Genomic DNA, 22592 nt, shown 5'->3' on the forward strand with positions numbered 1-22592 from the left:
GGCAGGCGTGGGTGCCGGGCCGCACGGCCCGGGGCTTGCTGCGGTTGTGGCGATGCTTGTTGCTCTGAGTCCGGCGGAAGCGTCGTCACAGGCACTGCGCCCCGTGGAGAGGAGCCTGCCGCCTGCCGCCAGTTTCCTGACCTGGCTCGAAGTGGCGGATGAGTACGGGCGTCCCATGCGGCGCATCGGCTTCCGGCATCAACGCTTCAAGGGCGATGAGGGCCCGGTGCTTTATGTCATTGCCCGCAAGGACACCTATGAGGGGTCTGATGTGTCGCAGACGCATTGGGTCGATGGGCGCAGCTGTCCTGCGATTATGGAGGCCATGCAGCAGCTGGCTGACCTGCCCGTGCCCGACCGGAATGTGCCGGGGCTGCCCCTGCCACGACCGCCAGAGCTTCCACCGCGCGTGATGGATGGCAATCTCTACACGATCAACACTACGGGAGAGATGCCTGACCGCCACCTCACCCAGACCCGCCTGATCAGCAATGCCGGGCCTGTCGCTGAGTGGGGACGGTTCGTGGAGCGGGAGCTTGAACCGTGCTGGGCACCGGGACTGGCACCCTAGACGCCTCGCGACATCCCGATTCATCCGGCTCATCGCCTGCGGGCGGTGGGCCTTTTTGTTTTCCGGCGAAGCCAAGCCCTGAACGGGGCAGACAGGAGTTCAGGCCATGAGTGATCCATCCATGCCGGGGCCTGCGGGCGATCTGTCCGACAGCGCGGCCCGCGCACAAAAGGCCATCGAGGAACTGAGAGTCCCCGCAGAGCAGACAGCGCGCGCGATCGAGGATGCGTTCTCGCGCGCCGGCGAGCGGCTGGCGCTGTCGCTGGCACGGGCCGCCAGCGATGGCGAGCTGTCCATGGCGGAACTGGCGCGCGCCGTGCTGGGCAGCCTGAATGCCCTGGCCCGCGCGCCGGGTCTGTCGGCCAGCATCGAGAAGGCCGTCGGCGGGCTGTTCGCCGGGGCGCGCGCCGAGGGCGGGCCGGTCATGGGCGGGCAGGCCTATCTGGTCGGAGAGCGCGGCCCCGAGGTGTTTCGCCCGCACGGGGCCGGACACATCGAGCCGGTGGCGGGATCGGCCCCCGTGTCGGTGAACGTGACCGTGGCCGGGCAGGGCGCGTCGGCCCTGCTGCATTCCGAAGCCCAGGTGGCCCAGGCGCTGGCCCGGGCGGTGATGCTGGGCGCACGCAGGCTCTGAGAGGACATCAGCATGGGATTTCACGAGGTGCGCCTGCCCGCGAGGCTGGCGTTCGGATCAAGCGTGGGCGTCGAGCACCGCACCGAGGTCGCAAGCCTGGCCAGCGGCTTTGAGCGGCGCAGCAGCCCCTGGTCGTGCGGGCGCAGGCGCTATCTGATCGGTGCGGGCTTGCGCTCGCTGGCCGACATGGGCGCGCTGATGGCCTTCTTCGAGGCGCGACATGGGCGCCTTTACGGTTTCCGTTTCCGCGACATCAGCGATGAGGCCTCGGCCCCGCCCGGACAGGAGCCCATGGCGGACGATCAGAGCCTGGGCACAGGCAATGGGTCGCAGCGCAGCTTTGCTCTGGTCAAGCATTACGGCCACAGCCTTCGCCCGATTACCAAGCCTGTGGCAGGCAGCGTCAAAGTGGCTGTGGCGGGCGTCGAGACGAGTACTTTCACGCTGGACGAGACCACAGGGATCGTCACCTTCGATGTGGCGCCCGCCAGCGGTGCCACGGTGACGGCGGGCTTTCGCTTCGACGTGCCGGTGCGTTTCGACACTGACCGGATCGACGTGACGCTGGAGGGCTTTGCGTCAGGTCGCCTGGTCGCGGTGCCCCTGATCGAGGTGCGGGTCTGAGCCCGCCATGGCCCCGCGCGGGCTGACACCAACAGGATGGATCATGAGATTTGTGCCAGCGACGCTGGCCGCCCGCATCGAGAGCGGCGCGGCGCGGCTTTGCCATGCCTTCGTGCTGACCCGCAAGGATGCGGTGGTGCTGGGCTTTACCGACCATGACCGCGATCTCGAGGTCGATGGCGTGCTCTGCAAGGCGGCCACCGGCCTCGATGCGGGTGCCAGCATGGCGAGCGAGGGCTTCGAGGGGGCCAGCTTCGCGGTCGCGGGCCTGCTCGATGACGAACGCCTCACCACGCAGGATATTGCCGCAGGCCTCTATGACGGCGCGCGCATCGAAGCCTGGCGCGTGGACTGGAGCGAGCCTGCGCTGAAGGTCAGGCTGTGGCGCGCCAGCATCGGGCGCATCTCTTGCGAGGGCGAGCGCTTCCGGGCGGAGCTGGAAGGCCCCATGGCCGCGCTCGACACGGTGGTGGGGCAAATCCATTCGCGCCAGTGCGATGCCGAGCTTGGCGACGCGCGTTGTGGCCTCTCGCCCGAGGCCATCAACGGGCGCAGTTGTGACCGGCGCTGGAGCACCTGTCGCGAGGTGTTCGCCAATCACCTGAACTTTCGCGGTTTTCCGCACATGCCCGGCGACGACTTCCTGACCGCCTGGCCTGCCAGCGGCGAGATGCATGACGGGCGGGCGCGGCGATGAGCGAGACGATCACGGCCAATGCACGCGCGCTGGCCGAGGCGCGGCTCTGGATCGGCACGCCCTATCTGCATCAGGGATCGGACCGCGAGCAGGGCACCGACTGTCTGGGGCTGGTGCGCGGCATCTGGCGCAGCCTCTACGGGCGCGAGCCCGAGGCGGTGCCGGCCTACAGCAGCGACTGGGCCGAGGTGGGCCGCGAGGAACGCCTGCTGGCGGCAGCCGGGCGCTGGCTGATCCCTGCGGGGCAGGCGCGCGCGGGCGACGTGCTGGTCTTTCGCATGAGCCCGGCGGCCATGGCCAAGCACTGCGCCATTGTGAGCGAAGCGCCCGGGGGCGGCAGCGAAGGGCGCATCATCCACGCCTACTGGGGCCGCGCGGTGATCGAGAGTTTCATGAGCGACTGGTGGTGGCAGCGGGTCGCCGGAGTGTTCCGCTGGCCCGAAGGTCACAATCAGGGGGAGGCGCACTAGATGGCGCAGGTCGTGCTTGGGGCTGTGGGAGCCAGCGTGCTGGGCCCCGTCGGTGCCGTGCTGGGCCGGGGGCTGGGCGCAGCGATCGAGAACCGCCTGGTGGCCTCGCTGATGCCTGTGCGCCAGAGCGGACCGCGCATCGAGGCCATCAGGGTGCAGGGCACAGCCGAGGGCGCACCGCTTCCCTTCGTGCTGGGACGCATACGTGTGACCGGACAGGTCATCTGGGCGGCGCGCTTTCTGGAAAGCCGCCATCGCGCACGGGCGGGCAAGGGCGGCCAGAGGATCGAGAGCCACAGCTATTGCATCAGTCTGGCCATCTCGCTGTGCGAGGGCGAGATCGACGCGATCGGGCGCATCTGGGCCGACGGCAAGCCGTTCGATGCCAGCGGCGTGAGCATGAGGCTCTATCGCGGCACGTCAGACCAGATGCCCGATGCCACCCTGATCGCCGTGGAAGGGACCGCGCCCGCCTATCGCGATCTGGCCTATGTGGTGTTCGAGGATCTGCCGCTGGAGCGGTTCGGCAACCGCGTGCCGCAGTTCTCGTTCGAGGTGCTGAGACGTGCACGCACCATCGAGCCCCAGCTCGAGGACCGCATAGAGGGCGTCTGCCTGATCCCCGGCGCTGGCGAGTTTGCCCTGGCCACCACGCCGGTGATGCGACGCGAGGGCCTGACGCGGGTGCGCGCCGAGAACGTCAACAATGCCACTGGGCGCACGGATGCGCTGGTCTCGCTCGACCAGTTGCTGACCCACGCGCCGAACCTGAAACGGGTCAATGTGGTGGTGGGATGGTTTGGCAACGACCTGCGCGCGGGCCACTGCACGATCAGGCCGGGCGTGGAGCGGCGCGACAAGACCACCACACCGCTGAGCTGGTCCGTCGCAGGCCTTGATCGCGCCGGTGCTCATCTGATCTCGGAAAGCGGGGGCGGTCCTGCCTATGGCGGCACGCCCTCGGACGACAGCGTGCGCGAGATGATTGCGGCCCTGAAGGCGCGCGGGCTTGAGGTGACGCTCTATCCCTTCGTCTTCATGGATATTCCTGCCGACAACACCCTGCCCGACCCCTATGGCGGACCACGCCAGGGCGCCTATCCGTGGCGCGGGCGGATCACGGGACAGGATGGCACCGCGCAGGCACGCGGCGATGTCGAGCACATCTTTGGCACCAGCGAAGGCTGGGGCTTGCGGCGCATGGCGCGCCACTATGCGGCGCTGGCGCTGGAGTGCGGGGCCGATGGCCTGCTGATCGGCTCTGAGATGCGCGCGCTGACCCGGCTGCGCGATGATGCCGGCGCCTATCCGGCCGTCGAGGCCCTGTGCGCTCTTGCACAGGAGTGCAGCGACATCGCCGGGCCGGGCGTGGCGATCAGCTATGCCGCCGACTGGAGCGAATATTATGGCCACCACCCCGGCGGGGGCGAGGTACGCTTTCACCTCGATCCTCTGTGGGCGCACCCGGCCATCGATCACGTCGGCATCGACTGGTACGCGCCCATGGGCGACTGGAGGGACGGCAGCGGCCATCTCGACGCCTTGGCCGGATATAGAGGCGCCAGCGACCCGGACTATCTCGCGGCCCAGGTGCGCGGCGGCGAGGGCTTCGACTGGTTCTATGCCGATGATGCGGCCCGCGCCGCCCAGTTTCGTGAGCCGATCACCGATGGCGCTTACGGCGAGCCGTGGGTCTGGCGGGTCAAGGATCTGGCGAGCTGGTGGAGCCATGCCCATTTCGAGCGCCCCGGCGGGGTGCGCGCGGCCTCACCGACGCCCTGGGTGCCCGGCATGAAGCCCATCCGGCTCTATGAGGTGGGCTGCGCCGCCATCGACAAGGGTGCCAATGCGCCCAACCGCTTCCTCGATCCCAAGAGCGCCGAGACGGCCCTGCCCCCGTTCTCGAACGGTGCGCGCGACGACCGGATGCAGAGGCGCACCATCGAGGCGGTGCTGGAGCACTTTGCCCGCCCCGAACACAATCCCCCCTCGCCCCACGACGGACGCCCCATGATTGCAGGCATCGACCTGTGGTGCTGGGACGCGCGGCCTTGGCCCGACTTTCCCGCGCGCGAGAGCGTCTGGGCCGACGCGCTGAACTGGTCGCGGGGACACTGGCTGAACGGGCGGCTGGGCAGCGGTGCCATGATCGCAGGCGTTCTGGCCCGCCACGGACTGAGCGAGGAGGAGGTGGACGTGGAGGGGGGCCTCGAGGCACCTGCGGGCTTTGTCATCACGCATCCCATGCGCGGTCGCGATGCGCTCGCTCCGCTGCTGGCGGTGGCCGGGGCCTCGGTGGTGGAGCAGGGCGGGCGCCTCAGGGTCGTGGCCGATGACGTGGCGGGCGAGAGCATCGAGAGCGGGGCCCTGGTGCTGGCCGATGATGGCCCGCTGGCGCGACTGGACCGGCGCACCCAGGACGCGCCCGGTGTGGTGCGGGTGCGCTTCCACGACGAGGGCGCACAGTATCAGACGGGCAGTGTGCTGGAGCGATCCGAGGATGCCGGGCGCGGCGGCGGTGTGCTGGACATGGACCTGGCCGTGGCCTGCGACGAGGGGCTGGCGCGTCAGGTCGCACGCGAGGTGCTCATGTCAGAGGAAGTGCGCGAGAGGCTTCATGTGCGGCCCGGCCCTGTGCACGCCCTGCGGCTGGAGTGCGGCGACGCGGTGAGCCTCATGGGGCGGCGCTGGCGCATCGCGCGGAGTGACAGCGACGGGCAGCCGCGCTGGGAACTGAGGCCCGAGACACAAGAGCGTGCGCGCCGTCAGCCGGGGCGCTTTCAGGAAGGGGATGTGCCGGAAGTCAGCGCGGCACCCTTCGCCCTTGTGCTCGACCTTCCCGACAAGCCCGCCGTCATGCGCGCGGCGGCAGCTCTGGAGCCATGGCGTGAACAGGCGGTCCATCTGGGCGGGGCACCCGAAGACCTGAGCGAGCGCGCCCGCATCACGCGCCCGGCCACGCTCGGGATGCTGGTTGCGCCTCTGGAACCGGGGCGCGCCGGACGCTGGCAGAGCACAGGCGAGATCGAGGTCTATCTGGAGGGCGCTGCGCCCCAGAGTCTGAGCCGCCAGGGCGTGAGCGGGGGCGGCAACAGGCTGGCCATCGAGGCGGGCGGGGCATGGGAGATCGTGCAGTTTGAACAGGCTGCTGTGCTGGGGCCGGGGCTCTATCGGCTGAGCGGGCTGCTGCGCGGCCTTGGCGGCAGCGAGGTAGAGGCCGAGGCGGGGGCGCCCGCCGGTGCGCGCGTGGTCATGCTCGACGATGCGATCGTGCCGCTCTCCATGTCGCCGGCCGAGCGGGGCGTGACACGCCTGATGCGCGCAGGGCCGGGCGGGCTGGCCCCCGGCGGGCCTTTGTTCGCCGAAGCCATGGTGACATGGCAGGCGCTGGGGCTGAGGCCGCTGCGCCCCTCGCACCTCAAGGCACGGCGGACGTCGGATGGTCTGAAGCTGAGCTGGAGCGCGCGCGCACTTGGCGATACCGAGCGCCTGGACGGACCGGATGGCGAGGCAATCCCGGCAGCCAGGGTGCGCGTGCGCCGCGACGGCACCTTGCTGCGTCAGTGGTCGGTCAGCGGCACAGCCATAGACTATGCCGGGGATGAACTGGCCCTCGACGGCGGTGAGAGCGGGCTCGAGATCGCCGTCTGCCTGCTGGACGAAGCGTGGGGCGAAGGGCCGGAACAGACCCTGCGGCTGTGACGATGGGACTTGCGCGCGCGCCTCGATGGCTTAACTGCTGGCGGCGCAGCAAGTGGAGTGCATCTGAGCCGTGGCCAATGATCCCTATCAGGAACTGGGCGTCAGCCGCAGCGCGAGTGCCGACGACATCCGCAAGGCCTTCCGCAAGCTGGCCAAGCAGTATCACCCCGACCGCAACCCCGGCGATGCCGCCGCAGAGGCCCGCTTCAAGCAGGTGACGGCGGCCTTTGACCTGCTGGGCGACGAGGACAAGCGCCGCCGCTATGACCGTGGCGAGATCGACGCCGAGGGCAACGAGCGCTTTCGCGGTTTCTCGGGCGGGCAGGGCGGTGCGCGCGGCGGCTTTGGCGGGGGCGGCGACCCGCGCGGGGCAGGGTTCGAGGGCATTGATCTGGATGACCTGTTCGGCATCTTCGGCGGGGGCGCGGGTGTGCGCGGCGCACGCGGGCCGGGCAGCCGGGGCTTTGCCGCCAGGGGCAGCGACGTGCGCGCCACCCTCGAGATTTCCCTGGAGGACGCCATCAGGGGCACGCGACAGCGCATCGCCTTCTCTGACGGACGCACGCTGGATGTGACCATACCCGCCGGAGTCAGCGATGGTCAGGTGCTGAGGCTGAAGGGGCAGGGCGCGCCCGGCCATGCAGGCACCGGCCGCCCCGCCCAGGCGGGCGACGCGCTGATCGAACTGCGCATCCGGCCCCATCCGATATTTCGCGCCGAGGGTGCCGATCTGCACATGGACCTGCCCGTGACCGTGCCCGATGCGGTGCTGGGCGCGAAGGTCGAGGCCCAGACCCCCGAAGGCCCGGTTTCGGTCAGCATTCCCAAGGGGGCCAGTTCCGGCCAGGTGCTGAGGCTGAAGGGGCGCGGCGGCTTTGCGGGCGGACGGCGCGGCGATCTGCTGGCAAGGCTCATGCTGGTGCTGCCCAAGACGCCGGACGAGGCCCTCACCCGCTTTGCCGAGGAGTGGCGGCGCAAGCGCCCCTATCGACCCGGAAGCTGACCATTTTTTCTGCGCCACTATCGCGAGTGTGAAAAAGCGCTAGTGTGGCTGTTCAGTCATCGTTCAGGGCCGGGGCGCTATCGCTGCTTTCCATGACCCGTATCACCGCCATCATCCTGGCCGCCCTGATCGCATCCACCACCCCGGTGAGTGCGCTGGCGCAGGCCGTTCCCGGCAGCTCCGACTGGCGTCAGCAGGAGCGCGCGCGCGACGAGGCCCTGCGCGGCCAGCGCATGAGCGTCAGCGAAATCCGCCGCCGCGTCGAGAGCCAGTGCCGCCCCGGCCGCTGGCTGGGTGCCGAAGAGCGCAGCGGCGGGAACAATCTGGTCTATCTGGTGCGTTGGGAGTACCGCAACGGCGAGGTTGCGGTGATCACGGTCGACGGTCGCACCGGCGCCGTCAGGGGAGGGTGCTGACATGCGCGTGCTTCTGGTGGAGGACGATACCGACCTGGCCCGTCAGCTCAAGGCCGCCCTGAGTGACGCGGGCTATGTGGTCGATCATGCTGCGGACGGCGAGGAAGCGCACTACCTCGGCGACACCGAGCCCTATGATGCCATCGTGCTCGATCTCGGCCTGCCCAAGATCGACGGCGTGTCGGTGCTGGAGCGCTGGCGCCGCGAGGGTCGCGCCACCCCGGTGCTGATCCTGACCGCGCGCGGCGCGTGGTCGGACAAGGTTGCAGGCTTTGACGCCGGCGCCGACGACTATCTGACCAAGCCTTTTCATACCGAGGAGTTGCTGGCGCGCCTGCGGGCACTGCTGCGGCGCTCGGCCGGACACGCCACGGCGATACTCGAGTGCGGCGGGCTCAGGCTCGATCCGCGCGCGGCGCGTGCCAGCGTCAACGGCGAGCCGCTGCGCCTGACCTCGCTGGAATACCGGCTGCTGCACTACATGATGATGCACCAGGGCCGCGTGATCAGCCGGACCGAACTGGTCGAGCATCTCTATGATCAGGACTTCGACCGCGATTCCAACACCATCGAGGTGTTCGTCGGGCGCGTGCGCAAGAAGATCGGCCCCGAGCGCATCGAGACCGTGCGCGGCCTCGGCTATCGCCTGATCCCGCTGGCGGGCGAGAGCGAAGCGGCCTGAGCATGACCTGCGCCAGAGCCTGCGGGGGCAGGGCTTGAGGGACATCCAGAAAGATCAGACCCGCTCGGCAGAGAGCACCGATGGTGCCGGTCGGCCCGAGACGCCTGCCCGTGGCCGCAAGAGCGGATCGCTGACCCAGCGGCTGGTCTGGCTGGCATCGGCGTGGATCATGGTCGCGCTGTTCCTGACCGGCGTGACCCTGACATCGCTGTTTCAGGAATCGGGGCTGAGACGCCTTGGTGCCGTGCTCAACGACAGCATAGACGAGCTGGTGGCCGTGGCCGACACCACGGGCGAGGAGGTTCTGGTGCCCCAGATCCAGGACGCGCGCACCTTGCGCATCCTGTCGGGGAAATACTGGGCCGTGGCGGTCGAGCAGCCCGACGGCTCTTTGAGGTTCGTGTCGCGCTCGCGCTCGCTGTGGGACAGCGAGATGCCAGTGCCCGCCAGCCTGCCCCAGCGTCTGCGCGCTGTAGAGGGCGGCTCGATCAGCTACAACGCCACCAGTGCGGCCAACGAGCCGCTGCGCATAGCCGCCAGCCGCAAGTTCCTGCCGGGGCGCGATCAGCCCGTCGTGTTCTTCGCCGCCATCGACCGATCCGCCATCGACGCCGACACGCGCCAGTTCGCCACCGTGACCTGGATCGCGCTGGGCCTGCTGGGCCTTGGCCTGCTGGTGGCCGTGCTCATTCAGGTGCGCATCGGCCTGCGCCCGCTCTACAGTCTGGGCACCGAGATCGCGGACGTGCGCAAGGGCCGCGCCGCGCGCGTCACCGGAAACTATCCGCACGAGATCAAGCCGCTGGCCGACCAGATGAACAAGCTGCTCGATCACAATCTTGAGGTCGTCGAGCGCCAGCGGACCCATGTGGGCAATCTGGCCCATGCGTTGAAGACGCCCCTGTCCGTGATCCAGACAGAGGCCGCAGATCACGAGGGGCAACTGGCCGAGGTGGTCCGGCGCCAGACCGAGATCATGAAGGGTCAGGTGGATCACCACCTGCGCCGTGCCCGCGCCGCCGCCCGCGCGCAGGGCTCCGGCGAGCGCACCCCCGTGGACGAGGGGCTCGACGAGATCGCGGTCACCCTGGAGCGCGTGTTCCAGTCCAAGGGCGTGGAGATCGACTGGCGTGCGCCCGAGACCCTGAGCTTCCGCGGCGAGCGGCAGGACTTTCAGGAGATCGTCGGCAATCTGCTCGAGAACGCCTGCAAGTGGTGCGAGCGCAAGGTGCGGGTTCTGGCAGGGCCGGACGGCCTCGGCCAGCTGGTCATGGTCATCGAGGACGACGGACAGGGCCTGCCGGAAGACCGGCGTGCCGAAGTGCTCAAGCGCGGGGCGCGGCTGGACGAGGAGGCGCCCGGATCGGGCCTTGGCCTGTCCATCGTTGACGAACTGGTGCGCGCCTATGACGGGCGCATGGAGCTGGCCGACAGCGACATGGGCGGCCTGAAGGTGATCGTGACCCTGCCCGCCGCGCAGTAACGCCGAAGCCTTTGTTAACCCTGCCCCAATAGCGTGTTCCCATTGCGGGGAGTGCGCCCGCCATGGAGGCAGGTCTTGGCCGGGTTGAAGGCGGCAAAACGCGCGGCTCTGGCGCAGCTTTTCACCACGCTGCCTGAAAGACTGCTGCGCGATCTGGTGCGCGCGCTCTCCAATCCCCAGCCGCCCATGGATGAGGTGCGCGCCCTGATGAGCGAGGAAATCCTCGAGCGCGAGGCGCGCGCTGCGGTGCTCTCTCCGGTGCTGCCCATGTTCGCCCCGCGTGCCGACGGCGTGGGTTCAGTGCATTTTCCGCCTTCTGTACTGCGCAGGCTGTGGGCCGGGCTCAAGAGCCGCCAGCCCGAGGCCGTGCGTGCGGTGGTCAGCGCCTGCAACGATCCCATCGAGCCTGTCAGCGTGGACATGCTCGATCGGCTGGCACAGTCTGCGGCGGCGCTCGCACGCGATGCCGGCACTGAAATCTGGCCCGGTGTCAGCGTCGAGGATCAGAAGAACCTGTGCGCCTATCTCGACATGGTGCCTCTGGCACGCGGTGCCATGAGCCATGTCAGCAACTGGGTGAGCGGGAGAGGCGACGGCTCGGGCGCCGAGCTGATGCTGTGCCTCAAGGACGCCGCAGGCATCCACGAGGACGGTGCGCCGCGTCTGCTCGACATCATGATGGCGCACATGAGCGATGCGGCAGACATTCTCAAGCTGGTCGCGCGGATCCGCGGGGGCAACAACGAACAATTCCTGGCCGCCTCGGAGTTCGCAGGGTTCGGAGAGCGCCTGATCGAGGCCGTCGAGGCGCGGGTGGCACGCCTGAGCGAGCGACGCGTCGGCACCGCCCCCGAGCCTGCGCGCGTGGCCGGAGAGCTGGCCGATTATCAGTGGTGCGAGCGCGTCATCGGTGCTTTCGACATCATGCTGCCGCTGGCGCCCGAGGGGGCTTGGGGCAAGCGTATCTCAGACGCACGCCGTCAGATGGTCGAGCGGGTCGAGGCGCTCATGAAGGCCGCATCCAGGGCCAGCGAGCGCGCCTTGCCGCTGGAGCGCGTCACCATCGCAGGCAACATGAAGCGGATGCAGCCCAAGCTGGACGCACCCCTGGGCGGCGATGTCATGGACGAGGCCCGCGCCCTGATGCAGATGTTCGCCGGGCTCCGAAGCGTGGCGGCGGGGCTGGGCTGCGAGTCCATGCGTGCTGCGCTCTCGGCCGAAATGACCAAGCGGCTGTCAGCCTACTGCTCCGAAGCGTTCGAGGCGTTGCAGGGCGGAGAGCTGAGCGATCCGGCCCATGGGCGCGGCCTGATAGAGGCAGGGGCGAGCTTTCTGGCACTGGCTGGCGACGAGGAGACGGCGCGAGCGGTGCAGCGGCGCCTGTCCAATCTGGATGCGCGAGAGCGCGAGGCCCGCCTGAGTGCCTGACTTGAACGCCTGACCTGAACGCCTGACCTGAACGTATCGGGGGCGAAGGGTGCGCGACATCACAACCACTTAGCAAGCGCGCCGCTTATCCTGTAGAGGAGCGGCATGATCCTGTTCTGGATGACAATCGGACTGCTGGGCGCGGGCCTCTCGGTGCTGGTCATTGCAGTGGCTGCACGCGAGCGCCACGGCGCGGGAGAGCAGGCGCTGGAGGCGGAGGTGGCGCGCCGCCATCTGGCCGAGATCGACGCGCTGAAACTTGCCGGCCTGATCGACGATGAGGGCCATGCGGCGGCACGGGCCGAGACCGCGCGGCGACTGATGGCCCATGTGCCGGGTGTGGAACCCGCAGCGCCCCGCCCCGGAGACGGGCGTCTCGTGCTGATGGCGGTCATGGCGGTGATGGCCGTATCACTTGGGCTCTATGCCATGACCGGCTCGCCGGGCCGGGCCGACCAGCCCCATGCGGCGAGGGTCAGTGAATGGGCGGGCATCGAGAGCGAGCTTGATCCGCTGAGGGCCAGTTTCGTCGCCGAGCGGCGCACGCGCGAGCAGCCGGGCGATGTCGATGCCTGGCGCACTCTGGCCCGGACGCGCTTTGAGGGTGCGGACTATATCGGTGCCATTTCGGCCTTTCGCCGCGCCATCATGCTGGAGCCGGAGGATGCGGTGACCTGGGCGCGCCTCGGTGAAGCCATCACCCGAACCCACGAGGGGCAGGTCAGCGCGGATGCCGAGGCTGCTTTCCGTCAGGCCCAGAGCCTTGATTCCGACCTGCCCGCCGCGCGCTATTTCCTCGGTCTGGCAGCCATCGAGCGCGGAGAGCGCGAGGAAGCGGCGCGCCAGTGGCAGCCCCTGTTCGAGCGCCTCAACCCGTCCGATCCGCGCGTTCGGGCCATGCAGGCCCTGCTGGGGGAGGCGCGCTGATGGGGCTGCTTCCAAAGTCACCCAAGGCTCGCCGCCGTCTGTGGCTGATCGCGGCGATCACACCTGTGCTGGCGCTGGCGCTGGGCCTGTCGCTGTGGGCCATGCGCGATGCGGTGACGTTCTTCTACAGCCCGTCCGAGATCACTGCCGATCTGGTGCCGGAGGGGCGCGTGATACGGCTGGGCGGCCTGGTCGAGAGCGGCAGCGTGCAGACCGGACCCGGTGCCATGGTCCGCTTTGGCGTGACCGACAACGCCGCCAGCACGCAGGTGGTGTTCGAGGGCGATCTGCCGGACCTGTTCCGGGAGGGGCAGGGCGTGGTGGTGCTGGGCGCCTTCGACGAGGCGCGCGTCTTTCAGGCCCGCCAGGTGCTGGCGCGCCACGACGAGAACTATCTGCCGCGCGAGGTGGCCGACCGGCTGAAGGAAAAGGGCGAGTGGCGCGGCCCAGAGGGTGCCCGCCCATGACCTCGCATCCGGGCATTCACGCATGAGCCTGATGATCGCGGAGACCGGGGCCTATCTGCTGGCGCTGGCGCTGGCGCTCGGCCTGATGCAGACGCTGGCTGCCGGTGTCGGGCGCGCGCTTCGCAACCCGGTGCTGAGCGGCGCGGCGGAAGGGGCGGCGGTGGCCTGCGCCCTCGCGCTGGCCGGGGCGTTCGCTGCCCTGATCTGGGCCTTTGTGACCTCTGATTTCTCGGTCACGAACGTCGCGCTGAACTCTCACACCGACAAGCCGCTGTTCTATCGCATCGCAGGCGCGTGGGGCAGCCACGAGGGCTCGCTGGTCATGTGGTGCCTGGTGATGGCCGCCTTCGGGGCCGTGCTGGCACAGGCGCGCAATCTGCCGTTCGGGCTCAAGACCTCGGCCGTGGCGGTGCAGGGCGCGCTGACGGTGATGTTCCTGTGCTTTCTGGTGTTCACATCGAGCCCCTTCGTGCGCCTCGACGAGGTGCCGGTGCAGGGCAACTCGCTCAATCCGCTGCTTCAGGATCCGGCCCTGGCGGTGCATCCGCCGCTGCTCTACGTCGGCTATGTGGGTCTGTCGGTGGTGTTCTCGCTGGCCTGCGCCGCCCTGATCGAGGGGCGGGCCGATGCGGCCTTCGCGCGCTGGGTGCGGCCGTGGACGCTGGCGTCATGGAGCGCGCTGACGCTGGGCATCATGCTCGGCTCGTTCTGGGCCTATTACGAGCTGGGCTGGGGCGGCTGGTGGTTCTGGGATCCGGTCGAGAACGCGAGCTTCCTGCCGTGGCTGGTGGCCACCGCCCTGCTCCATTCGGCCATTGTCAGCGAGAAGCGCGGCGCGCTGATGGCCTGGACGGTGTTCCTGTCGCTGCTGGCCTTTTCGTTCTCGATGCTGGGGGCGTTTCTGGTGCGCTCGGGCGTGCTGACGTCGGTGCACGCCTTTGCGGTGGACCCCGAGAGAGGGATGCTGCTGCTGGGCATTCTGGCCGTGGCGGCTGGCGCGGGCTTTGCCCTGTTTGCATGGCGGGTGCCGAGCCTGCGGCGCGGTGGCCTGTTCGCGCCGGTCAGCCGGGAAGCCAGCCTGGTGCTGAACAATCTGTTCCTGACGGTCGCGGCGGCGACGGTGCTGCTGGGCACGCTGTATCCGCTGATACTGGAGGCCATCACCGGCGAGACCATCTCGGTCGGCCCGCCCTATTTCAACCTGACCTTCACACCCCTGATGGTGCCCGCCATGCTTCTGGTGCCGCTTGGCCCGCTGCTGGCATGGAAGCGGGCCGATGTGCGCGGTGCCCTGCAACGCCTGTGGATGGCTGCGCTGATCTCGATGGCGGTGGCGGTGATCGTCCATGCCAGCTTCGAGCCGCGCGGGGTGCTGGCGGCTCTGGGTGTAGGGATCGGTGTGTGGCTGGTGGCAGGGGCTGTGGTCGAGATGGCCGAGCGCACGCGCCTGATGCGGGTGCCTCTTGCCGAGACGCTGCGGCGCCTGCGCGCCCTGCCGCGCGGGGCCTTCGGCATGACGCTCGCCCATGCGGGGCTGGGCCTGTTCATCATGGGGGCCTGTGTCGAGGTGGCCTACAAGACAGAGAGCGCCGCCGTGATCGCGCCGGGCGGCACCGTGGTCGCGGGGGACTGGCAGGCCCAGCTTCGCGACGTGCGCGTGGTGGAAGGCCCCAACTATATCGCCGAGCAGGCCCGCGTGCGCATCAGCCGGATCGGCGGCGGGGCCGTGCAGCGCGAGATCACCACGGAGCGGCGCCTGTTTCCCGTCAGCGGACAGGTGACAACCGAGGTCGGCCTCGATTTCCGCGGGCTCGACGACATCTATGTGGTGCTGGGCGAGCGGCGAGCGACCGAGAGCGGGGAGGCGGGCTGGAGCCTGCGCGTCTATCATAACCCCTGGGCGCGGCTGATCTTTCTGGGACCGGCCCTGATGGCCCTGGGTGGCCTGATCTCGGTCAGCGACCGCCGCCTCAGGCTGGGCTGGTCGATACGGCGGCGCAGGCCAGTGAAAGGCGGGCCAGTCCGGGGCGAGCCGGCCCAGAGCGGTCAGGTACAGCCATGAGACGCCTCCTGTGGCTGGTGCCTGTCCTGATGCTGACGCTGCTGGCGCCTGTCGCGGTGAGTGTGCCGTCGCTGGCGGCAACGACCGTTGGCGTGCAGGGCTCCGGGCTCTCGCCCGATCAGCAGGCGCGCGCCCAGAGGCTCTACCGCGAGGTGCGCTGCATGGTCTGCCAGTCGGAGTCCATCGCCGAATCGGAAGCCGAACTGGCCCAGAACCTGCGCCAGGCCGTCGATCAGCGCATCGGCGCAGGCGACAGTGACGACGAGGTGCGCGCATGGCTGGTCGCGCGCTATGGCGAGGCGGTGCTGTATCGCCCCAGACTTTCGGCCCGGACACTGCTGCTGTGGACCCTGCCCTTCGTATTGATGCTGGTGGCGGGTGGCTGGCTGCTGTTGCAGGCGCGCGCCCGACCATCTGTGCCCGAAGCGCCGCTCGATGCCGAGGAGCAGGCACGGCTCGATCGCGTGCTCGCCGGAGAGGCCCTGCGCCCGGATTTGGACACAAGCGCGTCCGAAGATCAGGACTCCCTTACCGAACGGTAAGTTGCCATCGTTGGCAGTGGCGTTCATGGCACTATATGCCAGTATCGGATGCTGCCCACGCAGCCGAGCGCCGCGCCGGGCGTTCAGGCCGGACAATGCGGGGCAAATGCTGATCTGTAGCGAAGGACAAAGATGCTGAAGCGCAAGGAATTCATCGTCGGTGCGGCTGTGGGCCTGATGCTGGCTGCCGCAGCCACAGCCGGTGGCGTGATCCAGTGGCCAGGTGCCCAGGCCGAGACGCCCTTCGAGCGCCCCTCGGGCGAGAGCGCCGGCGGCAACGTCACGCCCTCTGCCGCCGGTGTCGTGTTCGCGCCGCCGCCCGGCGCGCCGCTGTCCTTTGCCGACATCTTTGATCGCGTCGCCCCGGCCGTGGTCCAGATCGACGTGCGCCAGCGTGCCCAGGCTCGCCGCGGCACCGACCTGTTTCCCTTCCCCTTCCCCTTCATGCAGCCCCAGCCGCGCACTCCCGAGGGCGAAGCGCCTCAGGGACCGGGGCCGCAGGGCTCGGGCTCGGGCTTCTTCATCAGTGCAGACGGCTACATCGTCACCAACAACCACGTGATCGAGAACGCCGAGGAAATCACCGTGCGCCTCAGCGACGAGCGCCGTCTGACCGCGCGCGTCATCGGCACTGACCCCGACACCGATCTGGCCGTGCTGAAGGTCGAGGGCAACAACTTCCCGTTCGTGGAATTCTCGACCGAGGCGCAGCCGCGCGTGGGCGACTGGGTGATTGCGGTGGGCAATCCGTTCGGTCTGGGCGGCACGGCGACGGCGGGCATCGTCTCGGCGCGCGGGCGCAATCTGAATGAGGCCTATGTCGACTTCATCCAGATCGATGCGCCGATCAACCGGGGCAATTCGGGCGGTCCGACCTTTGACATCTATGGCCGCGTCATCGGGGTGAACACGGCGATCTTCTCGCCGAACGGCTTTTCGGTGGGTATCGGCTTTGCCATTCCGTCTGACGTGGCCAGCCGGATTACCAGCCAGCTGATCCAGCAAGGCGGCGTGGAGCGCGGCTACCTGGGCGTCGAGATCAGCAACATTGTTGATGAATACCGCACCGCGCTGGGCCTGCCCGAAGACCTGCAAGGCGCCTTCGTGGGCAATGTCACGCCGGGCGGACCGGCAGAGCAGGGCGGCCTTCAGCGCGGTGACATCATCACGGCAGTCGATGGCGAGGCGGTGAACGGCTCCATCGAGCTGACCCGCCGTGTGGGCCAGGCCCGCCCCGGCCAGAGCCTGCGCCTCGATGTGCTGCGCGATGGCCGCCGCCTTCAGGTGAGCGTGCGCTCGGGCACCCGCCCCAGCCGCGCCGAGTTGCAGGCCCAGAGCCAGACGCCCACCCCCGAGACCAGCGGCCGTGCGCCCGCACCCACCGGCGAGGTGGTGCTGGGCATGACCGTGACCCCCCTCACCAGCCAGCTTCGCAGCCGTTATGGCATCGCGGGCAACGAGGAAGGGCTCGTCATTACGGGCGTGAGCAACACCAGCCAGGCAGGCCGCATCGGGGTCGAGCCCGGCATGGTCATCCTGCGAGCCAACTATCGCAACATCCGCACCGTGGCTGACCTGCGCGCCGAGATCGCCGAAGCGCGCCGCGCCAACCGCAGCAACATCCTCCTGTTCATCCGCACCCGGAACGGAACCCAGCCGGTGGCGCTCGAACTGGGAGATTCGTAACCGGCATCACGCAAGGAAGGGGCGTCATGCGTATTCTCGTCGTCGAGGACGATCAGGAGGCTGCGACCGCCATGGTCAGGGGCCTGACCGAGGCTGGCCACGAGGTGACCCACGCCGTAGACGGGGCCTATGGCCTGCAAAGCGCGCATGAGGGCAGCTTTGATGTCTATGTGGTCGATCGCATGATGCCGCGCCTCGATGGCGTGGCCATGGTCGAGACCCTGCGCAAGGAGGGCGACCAGACTCCGGTGCTGTTCCTTTCTGCCCTTGGCGAGGTCGAGGACCGGGTCACGGGGCTGAAGGCGGGCGGCGACGACTATCTGGTCAAGCCCTATGCCTTCGCCGAGCTGATCGCGCGCGTCGAGGCGCTGTCACGCCGCCGCGAGACGGGATCGGTCGCGACCGTGCTCAAGGTGGGCGAACTGGAGATGAACCTGATCTCGCGCAGCGTCACGCGCGCCGGTCAGGACATCGATCTGCAGCCGCGCGAGTTCCAGCTTCTGGAGTTCCTGATGCGCCATGCAGGCCAGTCGGTCACGCGTACCATGCTGCTGGAGAAGGTGTGGGAGTATCACTTCGACCCCCAGACCAATGTGATCGACGTCCACATCAGCCGCCTGCGCGCCAAGATCGACAAGGGCTTCGACCGGCCCATGCTCCAGACCGTGCGCGGCGCGGGCTATCGACTGGAGGCGTGAGCAGGCCGGGCTCACGCGGAAGTCAGGAGGCGCAGCCATGATCAAGCGCACGCTGCCGCCCCTGTTTCGGCGCACGCCCTTTCGCCTGACGATCCTGTTTCTGGCGCTGTTCGCCACGGCCGCCAGCGCGGTTCTGGCCTATGTCTATGTGGCCTCGGCCAGCGAGGCGCGCGCGCGCGCACAGGCCGATGTGCGACGCGAGATGCAGGGGTTGATCTCGACCTATGAGACGCGCGGGCTCGATGCGCTGAACGCGGCCCTGGTCGAGCGCACGGTGCGCGGCGGTCCCTATCTTTATCTGTTGATGGACAGTGCGCGCGCGCCCATCACCGGCAATCTGGATGCCTCGCCCATCCCTGATTTCGAGGGCACGGCCGGTCAGGAGCGCTGGGAGTCGTTTCGTCTGCGCGGCACCGATGCGCGAGGACGCCTCATCAGCACCCAGGCGCTGGGGGCCCAGGTGCGCCTTTCCGGCGGCGAGATGCTGTTCGTGGGCGAGGACATCGGCGACACCGAGGCCTATCTTGACCGCCTGACGCGCGCCTTGTGGGGTGCCATGGGCCTGGTGCTGGTCATGGGCATCGGTGGTGGTCTGCTGCTCAGCCGGAACATGGAGCGCTCCATGGCGCGGCTGAACGCCGTGCTTCAGGAGGTCAAGGGCGGCAACCTCAAGGCCCGCGCCAGGGTGCGCGGCTCGGGCGACGAGTTCGACGAGCTGGGAGAGGGGCTCAATGCCATGCTCGACCGCCTTCAGGCCTCGATGGAGTCCATCCGCCACGCGGGCGATGCCATCGCCCATGACCTGCGCTCGCCCCTGACGCGGATGCGCGCCAAGCTGGAAGTGGCGCTGATCGATGCGGAAGCGGGTCGCGTGGACGGACCCGCCGCTGTCGAGACCGCCCTCAACGAGACCGACGACCTGCTCAAGACCTTCAATGCGGTGCTGGCCATCTCGCGTCTTCAGGCCGCGGGCAAGGTGCCCGATCCGGTGCCCCTGAACGTGAGCCTGCTGATGCACGACATGTGCGAGCTGTTCGGACCGGCAGCGGAGGACAAGGGGCTGGAGTTCTCGTGCGAGGCCGCCGATCCGCTCAACATTCTCGGCAACCAGGGCTTTCTCTCCCAGGCGCTGGCCAACATCATCGATAATGCCATCAAGTACACGCCCGCAGGCGGCGCCGTGAAGCTGCGCGCGCGCAGGCGCTCGAACGGCGAGATCGAGCTGTCGGTGACCGACACCGGCCCGGGCGTTGCCCCCGAGGATCGCGAGCGCGTGACCCAACGCTTCGTGCGTCTGGAAAACAGCCGCAACGCCCCCGGCTCAGGCCTCGGGCTGTCGCTTGTCAGCGCGGTGGTGGCGGCCCACGGCGGGCGCATCCAGATCGATGAAGGCCCCGGCGCGGTGCCCGGCAGCGGGCTTGGCCCCGGCCTGCGCGTCGCCCTCGTGTTCCCCGACATCAAGGCGGCGGTCTGAAAAGCCCCTTGCGGCTGGCGGCGCAGCGCGCCACCAAGGGCAGATGGCGAGTGCTCTCAGGACCATGATGCGCCCGTGCGGCCCTGTCATCGATCAGGACGCTGCGGCGCGCGTGCACGAGGCGCTGGCGGAGGGCGCGGGTGCCGTGGCCGTGCAGGACGAGGCACTGTGGGCGGCACTGGCCCCGGTCTTTTCGGCATCGCCCTATCTGGCTTCTCTGGCACGGCGCTGGCCCGCCATGCTGATACAGGTGCTCGATGACGCACCGCAGGCCCGTCTGGAAACGATCCTTGTTGAAACCCGTGCACTGCAAGGCGGGGCGAGCGAGGTTGCGTCCCCGCTGCGCTTGCTGAAGGCGCAACTGCATCTGCTGACGGCGTTGTGCGATCTGGGCGGGGTGTGGTCGCTGGGCGAGGTGACAGGCGCCCTGTCCCGCTTTGCCGACGAAGCGGTGCGCGCGGGCCTGATGGCCGTGGCCTCGGACGCCTATGAGCGCGGGCGCCTGCTGATCGCGCCGCAGCCGGACAATCCGGTGCCGGGCCTGTTCGGCCTTGCCATGGGCAAGCACGGCGCACTGGAGCTGAACTATTCCAGCGACATCGATGTGTCGCTGTTCTTCGAGCCCGAGGTGCTGGAGCAGGCGATCTCGGAGCGGCAGGACGCCCAGACCTTTGCCAACCGCGTGGCTCAGGGACTGTCCGGTGTGCTGAGCGAGCGCACCAGCGAGGGTTATGTGTTCCGCTTCGACCTGCGCCTGCGGCCCGATCCCTCATCCACGCCCCCCGTGGTCGCCGCGCCCCATGCCCTGACCTATTACGAGAGCGTCGGCCAGAACTGGGAGCGGGCCGCCTTCATCAAGGCCCGGCCCGTTTGCGGAGACATTCCGGCAGCAGAAGCTTTCCTGAAGGCCCTGCGCCCGTTCGTCTGGCGGCGCAGTCTGGACTTCCCCGCCATCGCCGACATCCACTCGATCAAGCGCCAGATCCATGTGCACAAGGTCGATGAGGGTCTCGCCGCAGCGGGGGCCAATCTGAAACTGGGGCGTGGCGGCATCCGCGAGATCGAGTTCTTCGCCCAGACCCAGCAGCTGATCCTGGGCGGGCGCGATGCCCGGCTGCGCGCGCGCGCGACGTGCGATGCGCTCGATGCCCTGGTGATCGCGGGCCATCTGGCCGCCGACAGCGCCGAAGTGCTGAAGGACGCCTATGCCCGGCTGCGCCACCTGGAGCACAGGGTGCAGATGCTCGCCGACGAGCAGACCCACAGCCTGCCTCACGACGATGCGCGCCGCGCGGCGGTCGCGGCACTGGCGGGCGAGGCGGATCTGGTGGCCTTCGATGCGCGCGTCGAGGCCCTGCTCAAGCAGGTCAATGCCCTCTATGGCGAGCTGTTCGCCGAGGACGAGCCGCTGTCCTCGTCCTTCGGCAGTCTGGTATTCACCGGCGTCGAGAACGATCCGGCGACGATCGAGACCCTCTCGCGCATGGGCTTCGATGATCCCGAGACGGTCTGCTCGACCATTCGGAGCTGGCACCATGGTCGCATCCCCGCGACCCGCACGGCGCGGGGGCGGGAGCTGTTCACGCGCCTAGCGCCGAGGATGCTCGATGCCTGCGCCCGCTCTGGCGCGCCCAATGCCGCGTTCACGCGCTTTGCGGTGTTCTTTTCGGGCCTGAGCGCAGGCGTGCAGGTCCAGTCGCTGTTTCTGGCGCGCACCGAGCTGTTCGAGCGGGTGATCGAGCTGATGGCCATGGCGCCGCGCCTGGCCCGCTTTCTGTCGCGCAATCCCTCTGCCCTCGACAGCGTTCTGGATGCGCGCTTTTACATGGCGCTCGAGATCGACTCCGGCGTCAGCGCCGAGATCGTGGCCGAGGCGGCAGCGGCGTCCGACTTCGAGGATGCCATGAACCGCGTGCGGCGCATCCAGCACGAGCAGATGCTGCGCGTTGGCATTCAGGTGCTGGGCGGTCATGCCGCCACGATCACGGCGGGCCACGCCTATTCCGATCTGGCCGATGCGTGCGTGCGTGCACTCGCGCCCGTCGCCATGAACGAGACTCTGAGGCAGGGCGGTGCCTTCGAGGGGCGCGTGGCGGTGATCGCCCTTGGCAAGGCCGGATCGCGCGAGCTGACAGCGGCCTCCGATCTCGATCTGATGACGCTCTATGCCGCTGCGCCAGATGCCATGTCCGCCGCGCGCGGCTGGGGCGCGGACATGGTCTATGGCCGCTTTACTCAGAGGCTGATCTCGGCCCTGTCGTCACAGACCGCCGAGGGGCGTCTCTACGAGGTCGATATGCGTCTGCGCCCGACCGGATCGGCGGGGCCGGTGGCCGTATCCGTGGGCGCGCTCGGCGACTATTACGCCAGCGAGGCGCAGACCTGGGAGTTCATGGCCCTGACCCGGGCAAGGGTGATCTGGGCGAGCGATCCAGCCTTCGAACAGGAGGCCGCATCCGCCATCGAGGCGGCGCTGCGAAAGGGTAGCGAGGGCCGCGATCTGGCCGGGGACGTCGCACAGATGCGCGCCCTGATGGAGCGCGAGCGCCCGGCCAAGGGCTTCTGGGACTACAAGCACGCGCGCGGCGGGCAGGTCGATGTTGAGTTCGCCGCCCAGTTTCTGACGCTTCGAGACGCCGCAGCCGGAGGCGCGCTGGTGACGGGCACCATGGAGGCGCTGGCCACCCATGGCGCGGACCCGGTGCTGGCCAATGCCTGGCACCTGCAACAATCGGCAGCCCAGCTGATGGGTGCGGCCTTCGAGAACCGGCGCGATCCTGACGACGAGATCAGCGCCTTTCGCCAGCGGCTCGCCGATGTCGCGGGCCAGCCGGACTTCGAGGCGCTGAAATCCGCCATCGAGGCGGCCCGCAGACAGGCGCGAGGCGAGCTGAAGCGACTGCTCGGCAGGGCTGGCGACGGATTGCCCTCGCTGTGACGTTGAAAGGTTTGGAAGGGCAAGACATCCCAGAGGCGCCGGGCTGACGCCGAAGGGTCCCCCTTGTCCGGGAGCAGGAGAAATCAAG

General features: G+C 68.8%; 19 protein-coding genes. All 19 read left to right on the top strand.

Annotation, left to right across the window (positions count from 1 at the left end):
• The first annotated feature begins 103 nt into the window (after positions 1 to 103).
• A complete protein-coding gene (locus ACK4E3_RS10785) occupies positions 104 to 571 on the top strand; it encodes a hypothetical protein (protein WP_409700414.1) in 468 nt (155 codons plus the stop codon).
• A 106-nt stretch (positions 572 to 677) separates the two neighbouring features.
• Entirely contained in the window at positions 678 to 1205 is a 528-nt protein-coding gene (locus tag ACK4E3_RS10790) for a phage tail tape measure protein (protein ID WP_409700417.1), read from the top strand.
• A 12-nt stretch (positions 1206 to 1217) separates the two neighbouring features.
• The gene (locus ACK4E3_RS10795; RefSeq protein ID WP_409700420.1) at positions 1218 to 1829 is read left to right on the top strand and encodes a TIGR02217 family protein; all 612 of its coding nucleotides are present in this window, start codon (positions 1218 to 1220) and stop codon (positions 1827 to 1829) included.
• A gap of 43 nt (positions 1830 to 1872) precedes the next feature.
• Positions 1873 to 2526, top strand: a complete 654-nt coding sequence (locus ACK4E3_RS10800; RefSeq protein WP_409700423.1) for a DUF2163 domain-containing protein — start codon at positions 1873 to 1875, stop codon at positions 2524 to 2526.
• Complete coding sequence (locus tag ACK4E3_RS10805; protein ID WP_409700425.1) at positions 2523 to 2996, top strand: NlpC/P60 family protein; 474 nt, start codon at positions 2523 to 2525, stop codon at positions 2994 to 2996. Before ACK4E3_RS10800 ends, ACK4E3_RS10805 begins: the two co-directional genes overlap by 4 nt.
• Complete coding sequence (locus ACK4E3_RS10810; RefSeq protein WP_409700428.1) at positions 2997 to 6698, top strand: glycoside hydrolase/phage tail family protein; 3702 nt, start codon at positions 2997 to 2999, stop codon at positions 6696 to 6698.
• Positions 6699 to 6768: 70 nt separating this feature from the next.
• Complete coding sequence (locus ACK4E3_RS10815; protein WP_409700431.1) at positions 6769 to 7701, top strand: DnaJ C-terminal domain-containing protein; 933 nt, start codon at positions 6769 to 6771, stop codon at positions 7699 to 7701.
• Positions 7702 to 7793: 92 nt separating this feature from the next.
• Positions 7794 to 8117 (top strand): PepSY domain-containing protein, encoded by a 324-nt coding sequence (locus ACK4E3_RS10820; protein WP_409700434.1) that lies wholly within the window; start codon positions 7794 to 7796, stop codon positions 8115 to 8117.
• Position 8118: 1 nt separating this feature from the next.
• A complete protein-coding gene (locus ACK4E3_RS10825; protein ID WP_409700437.1) occupies positions 8119 to 8799 on the top strand; it encodes a response regulator transcription factor in 681 nt (226 codons plus the stop codon).
• Positions 8800 to 8968: 169 nt separating this feature from the next.
• Positions 8969 to 10282: an ATP-binding protein gene (locus tag ACK4E3_RS10830; protein WP_409701247.1), complete on the top strand. Its 1314-nt coding sequence runs from the start codon at positions 8969 to 8971 to the stop codon at positions 10280 to 10282.
• Between the two features lie 75 nt (positions 10283 to 10357).
• Complete coding sequence (locus tag ACK4E3_RS10835) at positions 10358 to 11710, top strand: hypothetical protein (protein WP_409700440.1); 1353 nt, start codon at positions 10358 to 10360, stop codon at positions 11708 to 11710.
• 105 nt (positions 11711 to 11815) lie between these two features.
• A complete protein-coding gene (ccmI, locus tag ACK4E3_RS10840; RefSeq protein WP_409700443.1) occupies positions 11816 to 12637 on the top strand; it encodes a c-type cytochrome biogenesis protein CcmI in 822 nt (273 codons plus the stop codon).
• The gene (gene ccmE, locus ACK4E3_RS10845) at positions 12637 to 13104 is read left to right on the top strand and encodes a cytochrome c maturation protein CcmE (RefSeq protein WP_409700446.1); all 468 of its coding nucleotides are present in this window, start codon (positions 12637 to 12639) and stop codon (positions 13102 to 13104) included. Before ccmI ends, ccmE begins: the two co-directional genes overlap by 1 nt.
• Positions 13105 to 13135: 31 nt before the next feature.
• Entirely contained in the window at positions 13136 to 15166 is a 2031-nt protein-coding gene (locus tag ACK4E3_RS10850) for a heme lyase CcmF/NrfE family subunit (protein WP_409701250.1), read from the top strand.
• Entirely contained in the window at positions 15163 to 15708 is a 546-nt protein-coding gene (locus tag ACK4E3_RS10855) for a cytochrome c-type biogenesis protein CcmH (protein ID WP_409700449.1), read from the top strand. The genes ACK4E3_RS10850 and ACK4E3_RS10855 overlap by 4 nt, the downstream gene beginning before the upstream one ends.
• A 132-nt stretch (positions 15709 to 15840) precedes the next feature.
• Positions 15841 to 17394, top strand: a complete 1554-nt coding sequence (locus tag ACK4E3_RS10860; protein ID WP_409700452.1) for a Do family serine endopeptidase — start codon at positions 15841 to 15843, stop codon at positions 17392 to 17394.
• A 26-nt stretch (positions 17395 to 17420) separates the two neighbouring features.
• Positions 17421 to 18092 carry a response regulator transcription factor gene (locus tag ACK4E3_RS10865; RefSeq protein WP_409700456.1) on the top strand — a complete coding sequence of 224 codons (672 nt, stop codon included), beginning with the start codon at positions 17421 to 17423 and terminating at the stop codon, positions 18090 to 18092.
• A gap of 37 nt (positions 18093 to 18129) precedes the next feature.
• Positions 18130 to 19566: a sensor histidine kinase gene (locus ACK4E3_RS10870; RefSeq protein WP_409700458.1), complete on the top strand. Its 1437-nt coding sequence runs from the start codon at positions 18130 to 18132 to the stop codon at positions 19564 to 19566.
• A 43-nt stretch (positions 19567 to 19609) separates the two neighbouring features.
• Positions 19610 to 22504 (top strand): bifunctional [glutamine synthetase] adenylyltransferase/[glutamine synthetase]-adenylyl-L-tyrosine phosphorylase, encoded by a 2895-nt coding sequence (locus ACK4E3_RS10875; RefSeq protein ID WP_409700462.1) that lies wholly within the window; start codon positions 19610 to 19612, stop codon positions 22502 to 22504.
• Positions 22505 to 22592: the final 88 nt, after the last annotated feature.

The sequence above is a fragment of the Brevundimonas sp. genome (genome assembly GCF_046299595.1).
Taxonomy (GTDB): domain Bacteria; phylum Pseudomonadota; class Alphaproteobacteria; order Caulobacterales; family Caulobacteraceae; genus Brevundimonas.